The sequence below is a fragment of the Nocardioides sp. B-3 genome, assembly GCF_024703895.1.
In the GTDB taxonomy this organism is placed as follows: Bacteria; Actinomycetota; Actinomycetes; order Propionibacteriales; family Nocardioidaceae; genus Nocardioides.
Genome location: NZ_CP087968.1, coordinates 2,388,440 through 2,407,003 on the forward strand (window position 1 = coordinate 2,388,440; position 18,564 = coordinate 2,407,003).

At 69.8% G+C, this 18,564-nt stretch carries 23 protein-coding genes, 1 tRNA gene, 6 pseudogenes and 1 riboswitch; of the genes and pseudogenes, 20 read left to right on the plus strand and 10 right to left on the minus strand.

The features are described from left to right. Positions 1–14: 14 nt before the first annotated feature. Positions 15–781: pseudogene (locus LP418_RS15825) on the minus strand (alpha-amylase family glycosyl hydrolase); the annotation flags it as partial. Between the two features lie 47 nt (positions 782–828). Between LP418_RS15825 and LP418_RS15830 the strand changes: the two are divergent. Beyond that, positions 829–904, plus strand: a tRNA-Thr gene (locus tag LP418_RS15830). A gap of 14 nt (positions 905–918) precedes the next feature. On the opposite strand, the gene pdxY is transcribed toward LP418_RS15830, so the two are convergent. Then, on the minus strand, positions 919–1,488 hold the full coding sequence (pdxY, locus tag LP418_RS15835) for a pyridoxal kinase (RefSeq protein ID WP_257957063.1): 570 nt from the start codon (positions 1,486–1,488) through the stop codon (positions 919–921). Between the two features lie 355 nt (positions 1,489–1,843). On the opposite strand from pdxY, the gene LP418_RS15840 reads away from it, so the two are divergent. The 6 genes from LP418_RS15840 to LP418_RS15865 all read left to right on the plus strand — a co-directional run bounded on the left by LP418_RS15840 (position 1,844) and on the right by LP418_RS15865 (position 5,021). Continuing rightward, positions 1,844–2,308, plus strand: a complete 465-nt coding sequence (locus tag LP418_RS15840; RefSeq protein ID WP_257952794.1) for an FAD-dependent oxidoreductase — start codon at positions 1,844–1,846, stop codon at positions 2,306–2,308. Next, positions 2,305–3,159 (plus strand): GMC family oxidoreductase N-terminal domain-containing protein, encoded by an 855-nt coding sequence (locus tag LP418_RS15845; protein WP_257952795.1) that lies wholly within the window; start codon positions 2,305–2,307, stop codon positions 3,157–3,159. The genes LP418_RS15840 and LP418_RS15845 overlap by 4 nt, the downstream gene beginning before the upstream one ends. Continuing rightward, the gene (locus LP418_RS15850) at positions 3,135–3,473 is read left to right on the plus strand and encodes a GMC oxidoreductase (protein ID WP_257952796.1); all 339 of its coding nucleotides are present in this window, start codon (positions 3,135–3,137) and stop codon (positions 3,471–3,473) included. The genes LP418_RS15845 and LP418_RS15850 overlap by 25 nt, the downstream gene beginning before the upstream one ends. 108 nt (positions 3,474–3,581) lie before the next feature. Further along, positions 3,582–4,013 (plus strand): aldehyde dehydrogenase family protein, encoded by a 432-nt coding sequence (locus LP418_RS15855; RefSeq protein WP_257952797.1) that lies wholly within the window; start codon positions 3,582–3,584, stop codon positions 4,011–4,013. Next, complete coding sequence (locus tag LP418_RS15860; protein ID WP_257952798.1) at positions 3,923–4,504, plus strand: aldehyde dehydrogenase family protein; 582 nt, start codon at positions 3,923–3,925, stop codon at positions 4,502–4,504. The genes LP418_RS15855 and LP418_RS15860 overlap by 91 nt, the downstream gene beginning before the upstream one ends. Further along, positions 4,413–5,021: an aldehyde dehydrogenase family protein gene (locus LP418_RS15865; RefSeq protein WP_257952799.1), complete on the plus strand. Its 609-nt coding sequence runs from the start codon at positions 4,413–4,415 to the stop codon at positions 5,019–5,021. The genes LP418_RS15860 and LP418_RS15865 overlap by 92 nt, the downstream gene beginning before the upstream one ends. Here the strand turns inward: LP418_RS15865 and LP418_RS15870 are convergent. The 4 genes and pseudogenes from LP418_RS15870 to LP418_RS15885 all read right to left on the minus strand — a co-directional run bounded on the left by LP418_RS15870 (position 5,018) and on the right by LP418_RS15885 (position 7,766). Then, positions 5,018–5,791: a dioxygenase family protein gene (locus LP418_RS15870; protein ID WP_257952800.1), complete on the minus strand. Its 774-nt coding sequence runs from the start codon at positions 5,789–5,791 to the stop codon at positions 5,018–5,020. The two genes, LP418_RS15865 and LP418_RS15870, sit on opposite strands and share 4 nt — an antisense overlap. A 65-nt stretch (positions 5,792–5,856) precedes the next feature. Further along, a pseudogene (locus LP418_RS15875) lies at positions 5,857–6,514 on the minus strand (uracil-DNA glycosylase). A gap of 45 nt (positions 6,515–6,559) precedes the next feature. Further along, on the minus strand, positions 6,560–6,970 hold the full coding sequence (locus LP418_RS15880) for a hypothetical protein (protein WP_257952801.1): 411 nt from the start codon (positions 6,968–6,970) through the stop codon (positions 6,560–6,562). Continuing rightward, positions 6,924–7,766: a hypothetical protein gene (locus LP418_RS15885; protein WP_257952802.1), complete on the minus strand. Its 843-nt coding sequence runs from the start codon at positions 7,764–7,766 to the stop codon at positions 6,924–6,926. The genes LP418_RS15880 and LP418_RS15885 overlap by 47 nt, the downstream gene beginning before the upstream one ends. 516 nt (positions 7,767–8,282) lie before the next feature. Between LP418_RS15885 and LP418_RS15890 the strand changes: the two are divergent. The 3 genes and pseudogenes from LP418_RS15890 to LP418_RS15900 form a co-directional block, all read left to right on the plus strand. Beyond that, positions 8,283–8,984, plus strand: a pseudogene (locus LP418_RS15890) (FMN-binding glutamate synthase family protein); the annotation flags it as partial. Positions 8,985–9,084: 100 nt separating this feature from the next. After that, a pseudogene (locus LP418_RS15895) lies at positions 9,085–9,147 on the plus strand (hypothetical protein); the annotation flags it as partial. 111 nt (positions 9,148–9,258) lie between these two features. Then, positions 9,259–9,381, plus strand: a complete 123-nt coding sequence (locus LP418_RS15900) for a hypothetical protein (protein ID WP_257957266.1) — start codon at positions 9,259–9,261, stop codon at positions 9,379–9,381. A gap of 27 nt (positions 9,382–9,408) precedes the next feature. Here the strand turns inward: LP418_RS15900 and LP418_RS15905 are convergent. Then, a pseudogene (locus LP418_RS15905) lies at positions 9,409–10,852 on the minus strand (alpha,alpha-trehalose-phosphate synthase (UDP-forming)). A gap of 141 nt (positions 10,853–10,993) precedes the next feature. On the opposite strand from LP418_RS15905, the gene LP418_RS15910 reads away from it, so the two are divergent. From LP418_RS15910 to LP418_RS15945, 9 genes and pseudogenes are all read left to right on the plus strand, one after another. Beyond that, positions 10,994–11,290 (plus strand): DUF3263 domain-containing protein, encoded by a 297-nt coding sequence (locus tag LP418_RS15910; protein WP_257952803.1) that lies wholly within the window; start codon positions 10,994–10,996, stop codon positions 11,288–11,290. A 48-nt stretch (positions 11,291–11,338) separates the two neighbouring features. Beyond that, positions 11,339–11,842, plus strand: coding sequence for a LytR C-terminal domain-containing protein (locus tag LP418_RS15915; protein WP_257952804.1), 504 nt, complete (start codon positions 11,339–11,341; stop codon positions 11,840–11,842). A 68-nt stretch (positions 11,843–11,910) separates the two neighbouring features. Continuing rightward, complete coding sequence (locus LP418_RS15920; RefSeq protein ID WP_257952805.1) at positions 11,911–12,174, plus strand: hypothetical protein; 264 nt, start codon at positions 11,911–11,913, stop codon at positions 12,172–12,174. Then, complete coding sequence (locus tag LP418_RS15925; protein ID WP_257952806.1) at positions 12,104–12,748, plus strand: trehalose-phosphatase; 645 nt, start codon at positions 12,104–12,106, stop codon at positions 12,746–12,748. Before LP418_RS15920 ends, LP418_RS15925 begins: the two co-directional genes overlap by 71 nt. A gap of 147 nt (positions 12,749–12,895) precedes the next feature. Next, entirely contained in the window at positions 12,896–13,303 is a 408-nt protein-coding gene (locus LP418_RS30990; protein ID WP_336276084.1) for a cation diffusion facilitator family transporter, read from the plus strand. Further along, positions 13,272–13,724 (plus strand): cation transporter dimerization domain-containing protein, encoded by a 453-nt coding sequence (locus tag LP418_RS30995; RefSeq protein ID WP_336275734.1) that lies wholly within the window; start codon positions 13,272–13,274, stop codon positions 13,722–13,724. Before LP418_RS30990 ends, LP418_RS30995 begins: the two co-directional genes overlap by 32 nt. Before the next feature lie 2 nt (positions 13,725–13,726). Further along, positions 13,727–13,861, plus strand: a riboswitch (SAM riboswitch). Between the two features lie 13 nt (positions 13,862–13,874). Further along, a pseudogene (gene thrC, locus LP418_RS15935) lies at positions 13,875–15,142 on the plus strand (threonine synthase). 9 nt (positions 15,143–15,151) lie between these two features. Next, the gene (locus tag LP418_RS15940) at positions 15,152–15,427 is read left to right on the plus strand and encodes a MoaD/ThiS family protein (RefSeq protein ID WP_257952807.1); all 276 of its coding nucleotides are present in this window, start codon (positions 15,152–15,154) and stop codon (positions 15,425–15,427) included. Between the two features lie 146 nt (positions 15,428–15,573). Then, positions 15,574–15,906 carry a DUF6174 domain-containing protein gene (locus LP418_RS15945; RefSeq protein ID WP_257952808.1) on the plus strand — a complete coding sequence of 111 codons (333 nt, stop codon included), beginning with the start codon at positions 15,574–15,576 and terminating at the stop codon, positions 15,904–15,906. 3 nt (positions 15,907–15,909) lie between these two features. Here the strand turns inward: LP418_RS15945 and LP418_RS15950 are convergent, their stop codons facing one another. The 3 genes from LP418_RS15950 to LP418_RS15960 are packed head-to-tail and all read right to left on the minus strand — an operon-like array spanning position 15,910 to position 17,976. Continuing rightward, positions 15,910–16,410 (minus strand): GDYXXLXY domain-containing protein, encoded by a 501-nt coding sequence (locus tag LP418_RS15950; RefSeq protein WP_257952809.1) that lies wholly within the window; start codon positions 16,408–16,410, stop codon positions 15,910–15,912. Further along, the gene (locus LP418_RS15955) at positions 16,407–17,123 is read right to left on the minus strand and encodes a hypothetical protein (protein WP_257952810.1); all 717 of its coding nucleotides are present in this window, start codon (positions 17,121–17,123) and stop codon (positions 16,407–16,409) included. Before LP418_RS15955 ends, LP418_RS15950 begins: the two co-directional genes overlap by 4 nt. Further along, a complete protein-coding gene (locus LP418_RS15960) occupies positions 17,059–17,976 on the minus strand; it encodes a DUF2157 domain-containing protein (protein ID WP_257952811.1) in 918 nt (305 codons plus the stop codon). Before LP418_RS15960 ends, LP418_RS15955 begins: the two co-directional genes overlap by 65 nt. Between LP418_RS15960 and LP418_RS15965 the strand changes: the two genes are divergently transcribed. Beyond that, positions 17,935–18,561 carry an SGNH/GDSL hydrolase family protein gene (locus tag LP418_RS15965; RefSeq protein ID WP_257952812.1) on the plus strand — a complete coding sequence of 209 codons (627 nt, stop codon included), beginning with the start codon at positions 17,935–17,937 and terminating at the stop codon, positions 18,559–18,561. The genes LP418_RS15960 and LP418_RS15965 overlap by 42 nt on opposite strands. Positions 18,562–18,564 lie beyond the last annotated feature (3 nt).

The following is an 18,564-nucleotide window of genomic DNA, read 5'->3' on the forward strand; positions in this document are numbered from 1 at the left end:
GTGCGGAACCACTCGTGGGTGTCGCCCGTGTGGTTGGTCGTGAGGTCGCCGAGGATCCGCCAACCGCGCGGTGCACGGCGCTGCTGAGTCGTTCGTACGCCGCATCGCCGCCCAGCAAGGGATCGACCTCGTTGAAGGTGCTGGCGTTGTAGCGGTGGTTGCTCTCGCCCGGGAAGACCGGGGTCGTGTACACGATGTCGGCGCCGACCCGCTCCACGTGGTCGAGGCGCTCGGTGATGCCGTCGAGGTCGCCGCCGAAGAACTGGATCGGCGTCCGCGGGTCGGAGCCCTCGAAGATCACCGTGTCGTCCCGGGCCGCCGGCAGTGCCCAGTCGGGCGTCGTGCGCTCGTCGGCGTGACGCGATCGCGCGAACCGGTCCGGGAAGATCTGGTAGACGACGCCGTCGCGCGCCCAGTCGGGGGCGGGGTCGTAGGACGTGAGCTTGAAGTCGGCGGCGTCCGGAGCGTCGATCTCACCGGGCCCGTTGCCGGCCAGCCACCGCTGCGACCCGTCCGCGTGGACGATCAGGAAGCGGTAGTGGGTGACCGGGTTGTGCACCAGCAGGTCGGCCTCCCACCACGTGGTGGCGCCCTCCGTGCGCGGCCGCGTCGCGATGTAGACCGGCTCCGCGTCGTACGTCGTGCGCAGCCAGACGCCCTCGATCGGATCGTCGGTGTGGCTGCGCATCCGGACCGTGACCGTCTCGCCGAGCCGAGGCGCCTCGTTGTCGACGTAGGTCGGCGAGCCGTCGTGGTGCGGGAGTCGCAGGAGGTCCGGCATGGGCAAAACCCTAGTCAACTAGCATGTCCGCGCACCGCTGGGTGCGCGCCGGTGTAGCTCAGTTGGTAGAGCGCCATACTTGTAATATGGATGTCGCGGGTTCAATTCCTGTCACCGGCTCCAACGCTTGACGAGTCTCAGCGCACCTGCCGGACCTCGAACTCGCACGCCGGGTTGGCGATCGCGTCCCGGGCGGCGATCAGGCGCAGCTCGCGCTCGCCCGACTCCAGCGTCTCCTTGAGTACGGCGAACACGGCCGACGCAGTGCGGGCCAGCGCCTCAGCGGGCGAGCCGGTGTCGTGCAGGTGCGCAGTGAACATGGCCGCGGTGATGTCGCCGGACCCGTTGGCCTTCATCGGAAGGCGCGGCGTCTCGACCAGCCACGCGCCGTCACCGTTCACCGCGAGCATCCCGATGGCGTCCTCCGAGAACAGGGTCGAGGTCACGAGCACCGTCGTGGGCCCCATCGCTCGCGCGAGGTCCGCGGAGGCAAGCGTCTCCTCGAGCGACAACGGCGACGTGTCAGTCAGGAACCCGAGCTCGAACTGGTTGGGCGTGATGATGTCGGCCCTCGGCACCACCTGCTCGCGGATGATCGGCGGGATCGCCGGGTCCACGAAGCAGCCCGACGTCGCATTGCCGATGACGGGATCGCACGTGTACGTCGCCCGCGGGTTCGCCGCCTTGACCTGCTCGACCGCGTCCAGGGATCACGGCCGCGATCCCGGCCCCACCCCCGGTAGCCCGAGAGGACCGCGTCGCACGAGGAGAGCACGCCCCGCTCGGCGATCCCGGTGATGACCGCCGCGACGTCGTCCGGCGCGATCAGCGGGCCGCGCCGAGCGCCGTACCCCGTGTGGTTGGAGAAGTGCACGGTGAACACCGGCCAGACCTCGTGGCCCAGCCGCTGGAGCGGGAAGACGGCGGCGGAGTTGCCGACGTGCCCGTAGGCGACGGAGGACTGGATGGACAAGATCTTCACGGTCGTCAGGCTAAGCCTTCCCGCGGAAACTAGAACGAGTTACAGTTTCGGGAACGCTCGCCCAGTGAAGGTGGAACCAGATGGCCAAGTCCCAGCCGCAGGTCAACGAGGCTGAATACGTCGTGGTGGGGGCGGGCAGTGCCGGCTGCGCGGTCGCAGGGCGACTCGCCGACGCCGGTCACTCCGTGGTGCTGCTCGAGGCGGGCGGCGCGGACAAGTCGATGATGTTCAGGACGCCGGGCATGATCACGATGATCCATGCCGAGCCGAAGCTGAAGGCGAAGTTCGACTGGGGCTACTACCACGTCCCTCAAGCCAACCTGAACAATCGCAAGGTGCCCGCCACGCGGGGCCGGCTGATGGGCGGTTCGTCGTCGGTCAACGGGATGATCTTCGTCCGCGGCAACCGCGCCGACTTCGACTCCCGGGCCGACGAGGGCAACAAGGGCTGGGCCTACGACGACGTGCTGGCGACGTACAAGAAGCTGGAGAACTGGGAAGGCGGCGCCAGCGACTATCGCGGCTCCGGCGGCCCGGTCCAGTGATCGAGAACCACGACATCACCGATGCCGCCAAGGCGTTCGTCACCGCCGGCAAGGCCGCGCTCGGTGTCGAGCAGACGTCCGACTACAACGGGGCCGAGCAGTCCGGGATGCACGTCATCCGGGAGAGCACCCGCAACGGCGTGCGCTTCTCCGCGAGCAAGGCCTACATCACGCACAACACGTCGCCCGGGCTCACCGTCATGACCGGCGCGACCGTCGCCCGGGTCGTGATCGACGGTGGACGCGCGACCGGTGTCGAGGTGATCGAGGGCGGCGCGACGCGCACGATCCGCGCCACGAAGGAGGTCGTCGTCAGCGCCGGCGCCTACGGGTCGCCGCACATCCTGCAGCTCTCCGGCATCGGTCACCCCGAGCACCTGTCCGGCTTCGGCATCGAGGTCCACGCCGACCTGCCCGTCGGCGACAACCTCCACGACCACCTCTTCGTGCCGACCACCCGGCACGTCGACAACTCGCCCAACAAGGGCAACGCGCTCTACTTCGGCAAGGGCATCCTCAAGGAGCGCTTCAACAAGGGCCACACGTTCATGGCCCACTCGGTCTTCGAGTCGGGTGCTTTCGTGAGTACGTCGTACGCGTCGGCCGGGCTCCCGGACATGCAGCTGCTCGCGCTGCCCCCGGGCATATCCCGCGCCCAACCAGGACGCGCCGGTCCGGATGAAGTCCGACCAGCGCCCGTGCTGGTCGGTGTTCTCCACGCTCATCCAGCCCAAGTCGCGCGGCACCCTGCGACTGGCCAGCGCCGACCCCACCGTCGCTCCGTTGATCGACCCGCAGTTCCCCGGCCGAGCCCGACGACTCGGCCGTGCTGCGCGAGGGGCTCGACATGATCCGCGAGACGATGGGCCACCCGTCGATCGCCAAGCACGTCAAGGCGGAGCTCGAGTTCGGGCCGTCCTTCACCGGTGACCGGCTCACCGAGGAGATCCGCAACCGCGCGACCACCGTCTACCACCCGGTCGGCTCGTGCCGGATGGGCGTCGACGAGCGCGCCGTGGTCGATCCCGAGCTGAAGGTGCGCGGCATCGACGGCCTCCGCGTCGCCGACGCCAGCATCATGCCGACCGTCATCCGCGGCAACACCAACGCACCGTCGATCATGATCGGCGAGAAGTGCGCCGACCTGATCCTGCAGAAGGGCTGAAGATGCGTCCCGCTTCGCTGACCGACGACTTCCCCGGGACGGCTCGTCGACCGCGTCCCCTCCACCAGCGGCGGCACTCGGAAGCTGACCGAGGTCTACACCGGTGAGGTGCTCGTCGAGCTCCCTCAGTCGACACCGGCGGACATCGCGGCGGCGTTCGACCGGGCCCGCGCCGTACAGGCCGAATGGTCGCAGTGGCCGCTGCGCAAGCGCCTCAAGGTCTTCAAGAAGTTCCACACGCTCGTGATCAACGCGCAGGAGCAGCTCGCCGACCTCATCCAGGGCAGAGTCCGGCAAGAACCGCCGGATGGCCGTCGAGGAGACCTGCGACACCCCGATGGTCGTGGCGCACTACCTCAAGCGCGCCGAGACTGCTCGCCGACAAGGCCCATGCCGGCCCGGTCCCCGTCATCTCCGGATCGACCGAGATCCGCCAGCCGAAGGGTGTCGTGGGCATCATCGCGCCCCGGAACTTCCCCTTCGCGACGTCCATCTCCGACGCGATCCCCGCGCTCATCGCCGGCAACGGCGTCGTCGTGAAGCCCGACAACAAGACCGCCCTCTCCGGCCTGTACGGCGTCGAGCTGCTCGAGAAGGCCGGGCTGCCCGTCGGCCTGATGCAGGTCGTCTGCGGCGAGGGCCCGGACGTCGGGCCGACGCTGATCGACAACGCCAACTACGTCATGTTCACCGGCTCGACCGCCACCGGCCGGGTCGTCGGCGAGCGCGCCGGGCGCAACCTGATCGGCTGCTGCCTCGAGCTCGGCGGCAAGAACCCGATGATCGTGCTGCCCGACGCCGACCTCGACGACGTCGTGAAGGCGTCGCTGTTCGCGGCGTTCGGCAACACCGGCCAGATCTGCATGCACATCGAGCGGATGTACATCCACGACTCCCTGTACGACGACTTCCGCGCGCTTCGTCGAGGCGGCCGAGGCCATGGTGATCGGCGCGACCTACGACTACGGGCCGGAGATGGGGTCGCTGGTCTCGGTCGACCACCCGGAGCGGGTGCGCTCGCACGTCGATGACGCAGTCGCCAAGGGCGCGACGGTGCTGACCGGCGGCCACACGCTGCCGGACATCGGCCCGGCGTTCTTCGCGCCGACGATCCTCGAGGGCGTCACCGACGAGATGCTCACCGGCTCGTGCGAGACCTTCGGCCCGGTCGTCGCGCTGCACCGCTACTCCGATCTCGACGACGCGATCCGGCTCGCCAACGACACCGACTACGGCCTGAACGCGTCGGTCTGGGGGACCGACCTCGAGGCCGCGGTCGCTGTGGCTCGGCGCATCGAAGCCGGCAACGTCAACGTCAACGACATCCTCGCGACGGCGTACGCATCGAAGGGGACGCCGTCCGGCGGCGTCAAGCAGTCGGGCGTCGGCGCGCGGCACGGCGACCGGGGGATGCTGAAGTACACCGACTGCCAGAACGTCGCGGTGCTCAAGAAGCAGGTGATGGGTCCGCAGCCCGGGCAGGACTACGCGGCCTATGCCAAGCAGACCCGGATGTCGCTGAAGGTCATGCGCCGGCTGGGCCTCTAGGCAACCTGCAGGCTCCGCTTGGAGAGGCCCATCCAGAAGCCATCGATCACCCGGATGCCCGGCTCGTCGGGGGTGGTCGCCGCACCGAGCGTGACGAAGAGCGGGATGTAGTGCTCGACGGTCGGGTGCGCGTAGGGCATGCCGGGCGCCTTGGCGGTGTAGTTGGAGAGCGCGTCGACATCGCCGCGCGCGAGCGCCTCGCCGGCCCACGCGTCGAAGTCCTTGGACCAGCCCGGAGCCTTCGCGTCGATGCTCCAGTCCTTGAGGAACGGCAGCCCGTGCGTGAGGAAGCCCGACCCGATGATGAGGACGCCCTCGTCGCGCAGGGGCTTGAGCCGCTCGCCGAGCTTCATCAGCCGGACCGGGTCGGAGGTCGGCAGGGACATCTGCAGGACCGGGATGTCGGCCTTCGGATACATGATCTTCAGCGGCACCCACGCGCCGTGGTCGAGCCCGCGACTGGTGTGCTGGTGGACGGGCTCGTCCTTCGGCATCATCGCGGCGACGCGCTGTGCGAGAGCCGAGGCGTCGGGGGTCTCGTAGATCATCCGGTAGTACTTCGGCGCGAACCCGCCGAAGTCGTAGACCAGCGGCGCGTAGTTCGCGCTCAGGCTGACCGGCGCCGACTCCCAGTGCGCGCTGACGATCAGGATCGCCTTCGGGCGCGGGAGGTCGCGGGCCGGGGCGGCCAGCTGCCCCGACCACACCGGGTCGTCGAGCAACGGTGGCGCTCCGTGGCCGATGTACAGGGCAGGCATCCGGTCGCTCATGTCATCAGAATAGTTGACGCTTTAACTAATTTCAAGATTGCGCCACTTAACTACGCAGCTCCCCGTCAGGCCGGCGGCAGCGACCAGTCGATCGGCGCGGCCCCCCGGTCGGCGAGCAACGTGTTCACCCGGGAGAACGGGCGCGAGCCGAAGAAGCCGCGGGAGGCCGACAGCGGGGAGGGGTGGGCCGACTCGACCCACGGGATCGGCCCGAGCATCGGCTTGAGGGACTGGGCGTCGCGGCCCCACAGGATCGCGGCGCACGGGCCGCCACGTGTGGCCAGCGCCGTGATCGCGCACTCGGTGACTGCTTCCCAGCCCCGACCGCGGTGCGAGGCGGCCGCGCCGGGGGAGACGGTGAGCACGCGGTTCAGCAGCATGACGCCCCGGGTCGGCCCACGCTGACAGGTCGCCGTGCGCGACGGGCGCGATGTCGAGGTCGGTGTTCAGCTCGGCATAGATGTTGTTCAGCGACCGCGGCACCGGACGCACGTCGGGCGCGACCGCGAAGGACAGCCCGATCGGGTGTCCCGGGGTCGGATAGGGGTCCTGCCCGACGATCAGCACGCGTACGGCGCTCAGCGGCCGCGCGAAGGCCCGCATGACGTGGTCCCCGGCGGGCAGGTATCCGCGACCGGCGGCGATCTCGGCCCGCAGGAACTGGCCCAGCATCTCGATCCGGTCCTCCACGGGCGCGAGTGCCGATGCCCAGTCCGACGCCATCAGCCCGCGAGAAACGAGCCCCCTCGGAGCGCGCTCACGTGCGGCTCAGCGGCCGAGCGAGCGGGAGCCGGCCGAGCCGTATCGGCGGTGAGGGTTGGCCCCGATCGCCTCGCGGTCGGCGGTCTTCTTCTTCGCGGCCGGCTTCTTCTTCGCAGCAGGGGCCTTCTTCTTCGACGCCCGCGTCGACCACTGGTCGAGCCACTCGTCCATGACCAGCCACGTAGACGTACGGGCCGCGCGGCCGGTGAGCATCCCGAGGTGTCCACCCGGGACGATCTCGAACCGCACCTCGGACGAGCCGCTCAGCAACGGGACGACCGCCTTGACGGCCTTGACCGGGGCGATGCCGTCGGTCGCGCCGCCGAACACCAGCACGGGCGCCTTGATCGCGGACAGCTGGATGGTGCGATCACCGAAGCTCATCGACCCCTTCGCCAGCGCGTTGCCCTTCACCATCCGGTGGTAGAGCTGCCCGAACGCACGGCCCGGGTAGGCGATCATGTTCGCCGAGAACCGGTCGACCGCCTCGAGCTGCGCCAGGGAACTCGGTGTCGTCGAGGTGGGTCGCGACGGCGAGCGGCTTGGTGACGAGCTTCTGCACGCTCGAGAGCTGGAAGGCCCAGCTGACCAGCGGCTTCGGGGCGCCGCCGAGGGCCCGGTAGCCGCGGGTCACGAGACCGCCGCCCATGAAGTCGATGTTGAGCAGCGGTCGCACCGGCGCCATCAGCGGCACCTTCTTCACGTCGATCGGGGAGCCGACGACGGTGATCGAGGCGATCGGGAGCTCGGGCTGGTCGGCCGCGGTGAGCAGCGAGAAGATGCCGCCCGGGCTCCAGCCGATCAGGTGCACCGGGCGCCCGCCCGCGTGCTCGGAGACGGCCCTGATCGCCTCGGGCAGCACCTCGTCGACCCAGTGCTCCATGCCGAGGTTGCGGTTCTTGAACGACACCTCGCCGTACTCCACGAGGTAGGTGCGGCGACCCGCCGTGACGAAGTGCTCGACGAGCGAGCATCCGCGTCGCAGGTCGAAGCAGATCGCGGGTGCGGCCAACGGGGTGACCAGCAGGATCGGGTCGCCGGTCTCGACGGCCGTGGCCGCCGGTCGGTAGTGGTAGACCTCGCGCAGCTCACCGTCCTCGATGAGCGTGCGCGGCATCGGTCGCAGGTCAGCCAACCCGCCGTACAGCAGCTTGTGCGCCACGTTGCTCGCGGCCGCGGCCACCCGGGCCGGCTTGGGAGGCAGGAGATCCATGCGCCAGAAGATACGCCCGCGAACTTCACCGTGTGGAGGTTGCTTGGAGGTCGGACGCAGGACTAGACACAACACATGAAGAAGTCGATCGCCGCCCCGGGGGCGGCAGCTGTGGGTGCGGTGGCAGTGCGCGACCTCACCCAGAAGCAGCACGCTCTCAAGCGCAACTTCCCGGTGATCGCCAACCTGCGTTACATCCTCGAGGCGATCGGCCCGGAGCTGCGGCAGTACATCGTCACCGGCAACGACGACGAGCGCCCCTTCAGCCGCGACCAGAGGCGCTGGGTCTACGCCAGCTCCAAGCTGCAGAACAACTACTTCGGCTTCGGCACCGACAACGACCTCGAGGGCAAGACCGGCTACCCCATCATCAAGCAGCGCACCTTCGCCGACGTGTCGCCCTCGAGCACCGCGCACTCCGGCGAGGAGACCTCGCTGCCCTGCGCCAAGGTCATCGGCAAGGCGCGCGGCCGGGCCAAGGCTTTCCGGCCCGAGTCGATCGTCAACATCTCCGGCATGAGCTTCGGCTCCCTGAGCAGCAACGCCATCACCGCGCTCAACAAGGGCGCCGCGCTCGCGGGCTGCCTGCAGAACACGGGCGAAGGGGCGCTGTCGCCCTACCACCGTCAAGGCGGCGACCTCGTCTTCCAGATCGGTACGTCGTACTTCGGGTGTCGCGACGAGGACGGCACCTTCGACCTCGACAAGCTGGTGGCGCTGTGCGCAGGCGCGCCGGTGCGGATGATCGAGATCAAGCTGTCCCGGGGTGCCAAGCCCGGTCTCGGCGGCATGCTGCCCGGCGTCAAGGTCACCGAGGAGATCGCCGAGATCCGTGGCATCAAGGCCGGCGTCGACTGCGCCTCGCCGAGTCGGCACGCCGTCTTCAACAGCGTCGACTCGATGCTGGACTTCGTGGAGATGGTCGCTGACGCCACGGGTCTGCCGGTCGGGATCAAGAGCGCCGTCGGCAACATGGACTTCTGGGACGACCTGATCGCCGCGATGAGCCCCGAGCGGATGGTCGACTTCGTGAACATCGACGGCGGCGAGGGCGGCACCGGTGCCGCACCGCTGGTCTTCGCCGACTCGGTCGCGTTCCCGTTCCGCGTCGGGTTCTCGAAGGTCTACAAGAGGTTCGCCGAGGCCGGGCTGACCGACGACATCACGTTCATCGGGGCCGGCAAGCTAGGTCTGCCGGACAACGCGCTGGTCGCCTTCGCGCTGGGCTGCGACATGGTCAACGTCGGCCGCGAGGCGATGCTCGCCATCGGTTGCATCCAGGGCGCAGAAGTGCCACACCGACGAGTGCCCCACCGGCGTGGCCACCCAGCGGCCCCGGCTGATGCACGGCCTCGACCCGGAGTCGAAGGCGGCGCGCACCGCCAACTACGTCAAGACCCTGCGCCGAGACCTGCTCAAGGTCTCCGAGGCCGTCGGGGTCGCCCACCCCGCCCTGATCACCGCCGACGACATCGATCTGATCGACGGCCTGATGTCGTCGCGGCCACTGCGTGAGGTCTACGGCTACGGCCGCCACTGGGGCACGGTCGGCCCAGCCCTCGCGGAGGAGATCACCCAGATCATGGCCGTGGCGACGGCCGAGCACCCCGCCTGAGCAGGGGCGCTTCGCCGTACGCCGACGTCAGCGCCGACGAGCGGGACGGACCGCCTTGTCGTGGTCGGGCCGGGTGTCGGCCAGCGCGGAGAGGAAGTTGTCGGCCCGGGCGGTGACGTCGTTGTCGACGACCTGCTTGCGCATGGCCCGCATCCGCCGGCTCGACTCCTTCGGCTCGGCGTGGAACGCCTCCATCAGCGCGGCCTTCATGCCGTTGATGTCGTAGGGGTTGACGAGATAGGCCTGCCGGAGCTCGTCGGCCGCCCCGGCGAACTCGCTGAGCACGAGCGCCCCGTCGTCGTCGTAGCGGCAGGCGACGTACTCCTTGGCGACGAGGTTCATGCCGTCGCGGTAGGGCGTGACGACCATGATGTCGGCGGCGCGGTAGAGGGCTGCCATCTCCTCGCGCGGGTAGGAGGAGTGCAGGTAGGAGATCGTGGACGCCCGATCCGGCCGAGGTCGCCGTTGATCCGGCCGACCAGTCGGTCGATGTCGTCGCGCAGGATGCGGTATTGCTCGACGCGCTCGCGTGACGGGGTCGCGACTCGGACGAAGACGGCGTCCTCGACGTCGAGCTTGCCCTCGGCGAGCAGCTCGGAGAAGGCGCGCAGACGCGGATAGATGCCCTTGGTGTAGTCGAGCCGGTCGATGCCGAGGAAGACCTTGCGGGGGTTGCCGAGTGCCTCGCGGATGGCGGCTGCCCGCTGCTGCACCTTCTCGGTGTGGGCGAGCTCGATGAAGCCGGTGGCGTCGATCGAGATCGGGAAGGCTGCCGCCTTCACGGTGCGGCCGTCGGGGAGGTAGACGAGGTCGCGGTGCGTCTTGTGCCCGACGCGGCCACGGACCGAGGCGCACGAAGTTGGCGGCGCCGCCGGCGAGCTGGAAGCCGATCAGGTCGGCGCCGAGCAGGCCCTCGAGGATCTGCCGGCGCCACGGGAGCTGGCTGAACAGCTCGGCGGGCGGGAACGGGATGTGGAGGTAGAAGCCGATGCGCAGGTCGGGGCGCAGCTCGCGCAGCATCTGCGGGACCAGCTGGAGCTGGTAGTCCTGCACCCAGACGGTGGCGTTCTCCGAGGCGATCTCGGCGGCCCGCGCGGCGAAGCGCTCGTTGACCGTGACGTAGGAGTCCCACCACTCGCGGTGGAACTCCGGCTTGGCCACGAGGTCGTGGTAGAGCGGCCAGAGGGTGCCGTTGGAGAAGCCTTCGTAGAACTCCTCGACCTCGTCCTCGGTCAGGTGGACCGGCACGAGCTGCAGTCCGTCCTCGACGAAGGGCTCGAGGTCGATGTCGTCCGTGGACCCGGGCCAGCCGATCCGAGGCGCCGTCGTTGGCCCGCATGACGGGCTCGAGCGCCGAGACGAGGCCACCGGGGGAGCGCCGCCAGCCCGCGGTGCCGTCGGGCAGCGTGACCCGGTCCACGGGGAGCCTGTTGGCGACGATCACGAGGTCGGCCAAGCCAAGTGTGGTCACGCGTTCACCCTAGCGGTCCAGACCGCCGTACCCTGCGCTGAGTGGTTCTTCCAACGCGACTCGCCGAGAGCGAATGACATCGGTGTTGTTCGTCGCCTACAGTGGCCCTCAACAGGGGACGCCGATCAGGGAGATCAAGCAATGGACGCCGCGAACGCATATGTCGCACACGAGGGTGGCAACACCCCCGGGCTGAGCCAGCGCGACCGCGACATCCTCGAGTTCGAGCGCCACTGGTGGAAGTTCGCCGGGGCCAAGGAGCAGGCTGTCCGCGAGAAGTTCGACATGGGCTCGACGCGCTACTACCGTGTGCTCAACGCGCTCATCGACCGGCCCGAGGCCCTCGAGGCCGACCCGCTGCTGGTGCGCCGGCTGCGTCGCCTGCGTGCCTCTCGCCAGCGTCAGCGCTCCGCGCGTCGCCTCGGCTTCGAAGTCTGACCCAGCCCGACTCTCTTGTCCCGCCTACCTTCCCCCAGTGAGGCACCCATGAACTCTTCGCGCACCCGCTCCCGCAACCAGCTCGGCGTCGCCTTCCCGTCACCGCTGGTGATGCTGAGCATCATCGCGATCGCGATGGCCGGCTTCGCCTTCGTCGCCACCCGCGACGCCGCCCCGGTCGAGCGCAAGGTCACCCGGGCCGCCGCGACCCCGACCGAGACCGTCGAGCCCACACCGGTGGTGCCGACGAGGACGACCAAGCCCAAGCCCGTGATCAAGCGCGGCGAGGTGTACGTCGAGGTCTTCAACAACTCCGGCATCAGGGGCCCGGCAGCGACCACCGCGGCCAAGGCGACGCAGATCGGCTGGCAGGTCGTCGGCGAGGACAACTGGGTCGGCTCCATCCCCGCCTCCACCGTCTACTTCCCCGCGCGACTCAAGGCCGAGGGCAAGCAGCTCTCGCTCGACCTCGGGATCGCGCGCACCGCGCCGGCGGTCGAGCCGATGAAGATGGACCGGCTGACGATCATCCTCACGCCCGACGCGGCTTGATTCCGGTTTCGTGACGGCGCTGGGGCGCCTCCTCAACCTCCGCTAGCCCCTCGTGGTTGGCTTTCCACATGGAGTTCACCTCCGCAGCAGCCGAGCAGCGCTACGACGCGATCGTCGAGAGCGCCGATGAGATCGTCGTCGGGCTGGACTTCGATGGAGTGCTCTCGCCCATCGTCGAGGACCCGACGCAGGCGCACATCCACCCCGACGCCCCGCAGGCCCCGGGTCGACCTGAGCGACGTCGTACGCGCCGTCGCCGTCGTGACCGGGCGCCCGGCGCGCCGTGTCCCGGCACTGGGTGGGCTCGACGAGGTCGGCGACGCCATAGGTGACCACGGCAAGGAGCTCTTCGTCTTCGGCCAGTACGGCAACGAGCGCTGGTCCTCCACGCAGCGGCGCGTGATCTCGCCGCGCCCCCCGCACGGGCTGTCCACCTTCGAGCGCGAGCTGCCTGCGCTGCTCCGTCGCACTGGCGCGAGCGAGGCGTTCGTGGAGGAGAAGGGGCTGGCGGTCGCCGTACACACCCGGCGGCTGGCGGACGCCGCCGAGGCGTTCTCGCGCCTGCTGGAGCCGATGTCGGAGCTGGCGCACTCGCACGGCCTGATCGTCGAGCCGGGTCGCAACGTGATCGAGGTCCGCTCCGACGGGCAGCACAAGGGCCATGCCGTGCAGACGCTGGTCAAGGAGCAGGACGCCGGCGGGTTCCTCTTCGCCGGTGACGACTCGGGCGACGTCGAGGCCTTCGAGGCCGTGGCTGAGCTGCGCGAGCGCGGCCTGCCGACCCTGCTTGTCTGTGCCGCGTCCGACGAGCAGTCGGTGCTGCTGCCGCTCGCCGACGTCGTCGTGCCCGGTCCCGACGGCGTGATGGACCTGCTGCGGCAGTTCACCGCCGACGCGCGGGGCTGACTCCGATGGGCGCCGGGCACGGGCACGGGCACACGCACTCCCACCCGGGGGCGCGCCACCGGTGGCGCCTCGGCGTCGCGTGCGCGCTGGTCGGCCTCGTTCTTCCCGGTCGAGGTCGTCGTCGGCTGGCTCTCGCAGTCGCTGGCCCTGCTCTCCGACGCCGGCCACATGGCCGCCGACGTGGTCGCGCTCTCCTCCGCCCTGATCGCCACCCGGATCGCGACCCGCGCCGACAAGACCGGGATGCGGACGTTCGGCTCCTACCGCGCGGAGGTCTTCGCGTCCGGGCTGACGGTGCTGCTGATGCTCGGTGCTGCGGTCTACGTCACGGTCGAGGCGCTGCGCCGCTTCGGTACGGCGCCGGACGTGGCCGCTGGTCCGATGTTGCTCGTCGGTGCTCTCGGGCTCGTGGTCAACGTGATCGCGCTGCTCCTGCTGCGCGGCGGCGCCGCGGAGAGCCTGAACGTGAAGGGCGCCTACCTCGAGGTCGTCGCCGACACGGTCGGCCTCGATCGGCGTCATCGTGGCCGGTGTGCTGGTCGCGCAGACCGGTGACGGTTGGTGGGACACGGTGGTCGCGCTGGCGATCGCGGTGTTCGTCGCCGTGCGCGCCGTGCTGCTCGGCCGCGAGGTGCTCGCGGTCCTCGGCCAGCACGCGCCCGCCGGGTTGTCGCCCGCGGACATCGAGGCGTCGCTCTTCGGCGTACCAGGCGTCGAGGACGTCCACGACCTGCACGTGTGGACCCTCACCTCTGGCATGCACGTCGCCACGGCGCACCTGATGGCGGCCGAGGGCCGGGGCGGCGAGGTGCTGGCCACGGCGAGCGTGGTGCTGCGGGAGGAGTACGGCGTGGAGCACGCCACGCTCCGGGTCGAGTCGCCTTCCTCGGCGTGCGACCAGACGTCCCGGGTGAGACAGGGCGGTGCCAGCATGTGGACTCGATGTGCACATGTTGAGACGGCCTGTCTAACCTGAAGACCTCATCACGAGGGACTGAGGGAACGGCCCGACGAAGTCCCGGCAACCGCCACGTACTCCCTGCCGCTTGCGGCGGACGCGGAAACGGTGCCAATTCCGTCCCGGAGCGAAAGCCGCGCCGGGGTAGATGAGAAGGAGGATTTCGCTATGACCATTGTCGTTGAACCCACGAAGACCCTTCGCGACGGTGCCTTCGGCAACGCTCGCGTGCTCCAGTGCCGCGAGTGCAGCCACGAGGTCGAGCTCGGCCCGCACTACGCGTGTCCCGAGTGCTTCGGCCCCCTCGAGGTGGCCTACGACTTCCCGGCCGTGACCCGCGAGGAGATCGCCGCCGGCCCGGCCAACATCTGGCGCTACAAGGCGCTGCTGCCGGTGCCCGCCGACATCGAGCAGAGCCCCAACATGGAGCCCGGCTTCACGCGGCTGCTGAAGGCGAACAACCTCGGCCGCGAGCTCGGCATCGACAACCTGTGGGTCAAGGACGACTCGACCAACCCCACCAACTCCTTCAAGGACCGCGTCGTCGCGTGTGCGCTCAGCGCCGCCCGCGAGCTCGATGCCAAGGTCTTCGCGTGCCCGTCGACCGGCAACCTCGCCAACGCGGTCGCCGCGGCCGGTGCCCGCGCCGGGATCAAGACCGTGGTCTTCATCCCGAGCAACCTCGAGCAGCCCAAGCAGGTCAACTCGGCCATCTTCACCGACAAGCTCGTCGCCGTGAACGGGAACTACGACGACGTCAACAAGCTCGCCTCCGAGATCGCGGGCGAGGAGGAGGGCTGGGCCTTCGTCAACGTCAACGTCCGCCCGTTCTACGCCGAGGGCTCCAAGACTCTCGGCTACGAGATCGCCGAGCAGCTCGGCTGGCGCCTGCCCGACCGAGTCGTCATCCCGGTCGCCTCCGGCTCGCAGCTGACCAAGGTCGACAAGTCCTTCCAGGGAGCTGATCAAGCTCGGCCCGGTCGAGGACAAGCCCTACAAGATCTACGGCGCCCAGGGCGACCGGCTGCTCGCCGGTCAGCGTCGCCTACAAGGCCAACACCGACGCCATCCGCCCGGTCAAGCCCGACACGATCGCCAAGAGCCCGGCCATCGGAAACCCCGCCGACGGCATCTACGTGCTCGACATCTGCCGTCGCTCCGGTGGCGCGGTCGAGGACATCACCGACGACGAGGTCCGCGAGGGCATCGTGCTGCTCGCCCGCACCGAGGGCATCTTCACCGAGACAGCGGGCGGCACCACCGTCGGCGTCCTGAAGAAGCTCGTCGAGACGGGCCAGCTCGACACCACGCTCGAGACGGTCGTCATCAACACCGGCCACGGCCTCAAGACGCTCGACTCCATCTCGGACCGGGTGGGCGCCGCGGCGACCATCGAGCCGACCTACTCTGCTTTCACCGCCGCCAACCTCGTATAAGGAATCACCATGAGCGTCTCGGTCCGAATCCCGACCATCCTGCGCACCTACACCGACGGCGAGTCCGAGGTGACCGCCACCGGCGCCACCACGGCCGCCGTGCTCGACGACCTCGACGCCAGCTACGCCGGCATCAAGGGCCGCGTGCTCGACGAGGCCGGCAACCTGCGCCGCTTCGTCAATGTCTACGTCGGCAACGAGGACGTGCGCTTCTCGGACAACCTCGAGACCGCGACGCCCGACGGCACGCAGATCTCGGTCATCCCCGCGGTCGCCGGCGGCTGACGCAACCGCTCGACCGGGGTGCCCGTCCAAGCGAGCATGACTCACGTGACGCGCGCCCTGATTCCCGCCCCGCACTGCTGATCGCCCCGACCTCGGCGTACGCCGCTGTCGACTTCGAGCCGACAGCGACCGACGATCCGGCGCTGGTGCGGGCGTGGCAGGCGTGGGAGGCCGGGGGCATCGACGACTACACGACCACGGTCAGGCTGACCTGCTTCTGCCCGCGGATCCCGGCTGTGCGCACGGTCGTTCGCGACGGCGAGATCCGCAAGGTGACCCGGGGCGATCGCCGGCTGGCGAAGCGCAAGGGCCACTCGATGGACCGGCTCTTCGCGATGATCCGCGAAGCCCACGAGACCGCCGACCACGTCGAGGTGACCTACACCCACCGCGGGGTGCCGAAGTCGATCGGCATCGACGAGTCGGAGATGATCGCGGACGAGGAGCGCTACTACACGGTCAGCCTCGTCCGGGGCTGACCGTCACGGAGCGCGTACGTCGATGAGCGCAGCGTTTCCGCGGCCGTCGATCCTCACCTCGGCGATCGCGCCGTCGCGCAGCACGTCCTCCATGGCCGCGGCCTCGTCCTGCGGCAGGAAGAAGCTGTCGATGCCGCACTCGACCTGCCACGAGCGGTCGTTGCAGGCGAGGAAGGGCTGGTCCCCAGACGGTCGCTCGCGCAACCACTCGTCGGCCACCCACACGTCGCCCTCGGAGACGAGCGTGATGAAGACGTCGCCGCTCTCCTCGCCGTCCTCCATCGTGCCGATGCCGCGGTCGAAGCCGGAACCGTCGTCCTGCTGCAGATCGGGATAGTCGAGGGTCACGTAGGCCCCGCGGAACGGGTCGATCGGGTCGAGCGGCGCGACCCGCAGCTCATAGGTCTCGCCGAGGGCGCGGGCGGAGAGCTGCGGCGCGACGGCGACGCCGACGACGGCGGCCTGCGCAGCCACGACGGCGGCGAGGGTCATCAGCTTCTTCATGACGGTGCTCCTTCCGAGGTGCTGTCATCCAACGAGGCCGCGATCTCGCGCCCGGCTCGGTCGAAGAGGAACCCGGTCGCCGGGAAGATCAGGCCGAGCACGAGGAACAGCCAGGCGCCCTCGACGATCGCGGCGAACACCGAGAACGCCCGGAAGGTCGTGAAGACGACCAGCCCGATCATCGCGATCACCGTGAGCACGGGGTTGTCGCGCAGCGTGCCGATCGCGACCAGAGCGACCGCGAGCCCGACGAAGGCGACCACCCCGGTGGCAGCGTGCGCCCAGTCGGCGAGGTCCACGTCCGAGGTGTCGGTGCCGGTGTCCCACAGCACCATCAGTCCGGCGACGGCGAGCACACCGATCGCGACCAGCGGCTCGAGGCGGGCCCGGCCGCGGGCCACGGCCAACGCTGCGGCAGCGGCGAGCGCGGCGACCACGATCACGCCGACCAGCCAGCCGTTCCATTCGAAGTCCTCGGTGGTCGTGTAGGGCACGGCCGCGATGAAGAGGCCGACCATGCCGAGCAGGGCGCCCACCGAGCGCCACACCCGGCCGAACCGGGTCAGTCCACGGTCGTGGATCACGGCCGGGGAGATGGCCGCGACACCCGCCGTACCGAACGCGACGACCGCTCCCGCGACGCTGCCGTCACTCCACAGCGGCTGCCAGACCCACCAGACGATGCCGGTGACGACGCCGACCACCAGCGACATCAGTGCGCGGAAGCCGTAGGCGTGGGCGAGGGTCCCGAGCGCCCAGCAGCCGACGAGGCCGGGGGCGAACGCAGGCACCTGCAAGGACTGCGCGGCCTCGGAAGATCACCGCTCCGAACGCCAGCGCTGCCATCAGCCGCAGCGATCCGCGTACGGCGCCCGCGGCCCGTGACAGCTCGGCGGCCGAGATGAGGGCCAGCCAGATGGCCGCGACGGCGAGGAAGCGGAGCAGCGGCGGCAACGCGTCGAGGTTGGCGGCCACCAGCCAGATCAGGCCGACGCCGACGAAGGCACCGCCGAGGAAGAGCAGGATCCGGCCGAGGGAGAAACGGCGGTGGTTGTCGCCGGCGTCGCGGTAGCGGGCGGCGATCGCATCGGCGGTGGGGGTGTCGACGATGCCGGCGGCCTGCCAGTCGGCGAGCTCGCGGCGCAGCCAGCTGTACTGCGCGCTGCTCAGCGGGCGATGTTCGAGGGTGTCCATGGGCTCATCGTGGACCTGTCGGCGCCGATCCGGGTGAGTACGCGCCACCGGGTGGCGTGGCCCGTTCGGGCGGGAGTCATCTCGATGTGGCGCTTCGTTGGTCCTGCTCTGGTTGAACGACCTCATGCGGACGAGGGACTTGGCGCGGTTGGGCATCGGGGCGGGCGCGTTCCGGTGCGATCGCCGGCGGTGCGGCGTACGGCATGAAGGAGGTGCTGACGCGGCAGGCCGCGATCGCGCGGGAGCCGGATCGGCGACCCGCTCGGGCACGTCGCGCCGAGCGCGGACAAGGTCTGGAAGAAGCGGTACGGCGAGCCGATCGACCTCGTCGTGCTGGGCGACTCCATCGCCGCCGGTCTCGGTGCCGATCACCCCAAGCACACGCTCGGTGGCGGGCTGTCGCGTCGCGTCGCGAAGCGCACCGGGCGGGCGGTGCGGCTGCGGACGGCCGCGATCGTCGGCTCCGAGAGCAGCGTGCTCGCGTCGCAGATCGAAGGGTTGCCGGCGGCGTACAGGCCGGACGTCGCGGTGATCGTGGTCGGCGGCAACGACGTCACCCACCGGATCCCGACGGCCGACTCGATCCGGCACCTCACGGACGCGATCGTCGCGCTGCAGGAGCTGGGCGCCGAGGTCGTCGTCGGCACCTGCCCAGACCCGGGGGCGCTGCGACCGGTCCCGCAACCCCTGCGCGCACTGGGCTCGCGCGCCTCGCGCCAGCTTGCCGCGGCCCAGCGCGATGCGGCGCTGAGCCGGGGCGCGCGGGCGGTCTCGCTGGCGCACGTCGTCGGGCCGTTCTTCATCACCAACCCCGACGAGATGTTCAGCCTCGACCGGTTCCACCCGAGCACGCACGGCTACAAGCGCACGGCGAAGGCGATGCTGCCGTCGGTCCCGGCCGCGCTGGGGTACGCCGACGACCTGCCGTTCGGACACCACGCGCCCGCCGTCTTGTAGATG

Bases quoted from the DNA above. Each gene is read 5' to 3' on its own strand.
- LP418_RS15865 (WP_257952799.1), top strand. From the start codon at position 4,413: ATGGTGATCGGCGCGACCTACGACTACGGGCCGGAGATGGGGTCGCTG.
- LP418_RS15885 (WP_257952802.1), bottom strand. From the start codon at position 7,766: ATGGATCTCCTGCCTCCCAAGCCGGCCCGGGTGGCCGCGGCCGCGAGC.
- LP418_RS15940 (WP_257952807.1), top strand. From the start codon at position 15,152: ATGAGCGTCTCGGTCCGAATCCCGACCATCCTGCGCACCTACACCGAC.
- LP418_RS15840 (WP_257952794.1), top strand. From the start codon at position 1,844: ATGGCCAAGTCCCAGCCGCAGGTCAACGAGGCTGAATACGTCGTGGTG.
- LP418_RS15900 (WP_257957266.1), top strand. From the start codon at position 9,259: ATGTCGTCGCGGCCACTGCGTGAGGTCTACGGCTACGGCCGCCACTGG.
- LP418_RS15955 (WP_257952810.1), bottom strand. From the start codon at position 17,123: ATGTCGCTGGTGGTCGGCGTCGTCACCGGCATCGTCTGGTGGGTCTGG.
- LP418_RS15950 (WP_257952809.1), bottom strand. From the start codon at position 16,410: ATGAAGAAGCTGATGACCCTCGCCGCCGTCGTGGCTGCGCAGGCCGCC.
- LP418_RS15910 (WP_257952803.1), top strand. From the start codon at position 10,994: ATGGACGCCGCGAACGCATATGTCGCACACGAGGGTGGCAACACCCCC.
- LP418_RS15920 (WP_257952805.1), top strand. From the start codon at position 11,911: ATGGAGTTCACCTCCGCAGCAGCCGAGCAGCGCTACGACGCGATCGTC.
- LP418_RS15870 (WP_257952800.1), bottom strand. From the start codon at position 5,791: ATGAGCGACCGGATGCCTGCCCTGTACATCGGCCACGGAGCGCCACCG.
- LP418_RS15880 (WP_257952801.1), bottom strand. From the start codon at position 6,970: ATGGTGAAGGGCAACGCGCTGGCGAAGGGGTCGATGAGCTTCGGTGAT.
- LP418_RS15915 (WP_257952804.1), top strand. From the start codon at position 11,339: ATGAACTCTTCGCGCACCCGCTCCCGCAACCAGCTCGGCGTCGCCTTC.